Below are 1,179 nucleotides of genomic sequence, written 5' to 3' on the forward strand. Positions count from 1 at the left end.
CATGGCTAAGGAAAAATTTGAACGTAGCAAACCGCACGTAAACGTTGGCACCATCGGTCACGTTGACCATGGTAAAACCACTCTGACTGCTGCTTTGACTACTATTTTGGCTAAAAAATTTGGTGGTGCTGCAAAAGCTTACGACCAAATCGACAACGCTCCTGAAGAAAAAGCCCGCGGTATTACCATTAATACCTCACACGTAGAATACGAAACTGAAACCCGTCACTACGCACACGTAGACTGCCCAGGCCACGCCGACTACGTTAAAAACATGATTACCGGTGCTGCCCAAATGGACGGCGCGATCTTGGTATGTTCCGCAGCTGACGGTCCTATGCCACAAACTCGCGAACACATCCTGTTGGCCCGCCAAGTAGGTGTACCTTACATCATCGTATTCATGAACAAATGCGACATGGTTGACGATGCCGAGTTGTTGGAACTGGTTGAAATGGAAATCCGTGACTTGTTGTCAAGCTACGACTTCCCAGGTGATGACTGCCCAATCGTACAAGGTTCTGCACTGAAAGCCTTGGAAGGTGACGCTGGTTACGAAGAAAAAATCTTCGAATTGGCTGCTGCTCTGGACAGCTACATCCCAACACCTGAGCGTGCTGTGGACAAACCTTTCTTGTTGCCTATCGAAGACGTATTCTCTATCTCCGGTCGTGGTACAGTAGTAACCGGTCGTGTAGAGCGCGGTATCATCCACGTTGGTGACGAGATCGAAATCGTAGGTCTGAAAGAAACTCAAAAAACCACTTGTACCGGTGTTGAAATGTTCCGCAAACTGCTGGACGAAGGTCAAGCAGGTGACAACGTAGGCGTATTGCTGCGTGGTACTAAACGTGAAGATGTAGAGCGTGGTCAAGTATTGGCTAAACCAGGTACTATCACTCCTCACACCAAATTCAAAGCAGAAGTATACGTACTGAGCAAAGAAGAGGGTGGTCGTCACACTCCATTCTTCGCTAACTACCGTCCACAATTCTACTTCCGTACTACTGACGTAACTGGTGCAGTTACTTTGGAAGAAGGTGTAGAAATGGTAATGCCAGGTGAGAACGTAACCATTACTGTAGAACTGATTGCGCCTATCGCTATGGAAGAAGGTCTGCGCTTTGCGATTCGCGAAGGTGGTCGTACCGTAGGTGCGGGTGTGGTTTCTTCTGTAAT

1 protein-coding gene is annotated in these 1,179 nt (G+C 48.0%); it reads left to right on the plus strand.

Features of this window, described 5'->3' with window-relative positions; translation table 11 throughout:
• Position 1: 1 nt before the first annotated feature.
• The coding region (gene tuf / locus ACTHUM_RS14780) for an elongation factor Tu (protein WP_049336986.1) at positions 2–1,179 on the plus strand (1,178 nt) is incomplete at its 3' end.

This window comes from Neisseria sp. P0021.S006 (assembly GCF_051956895.1).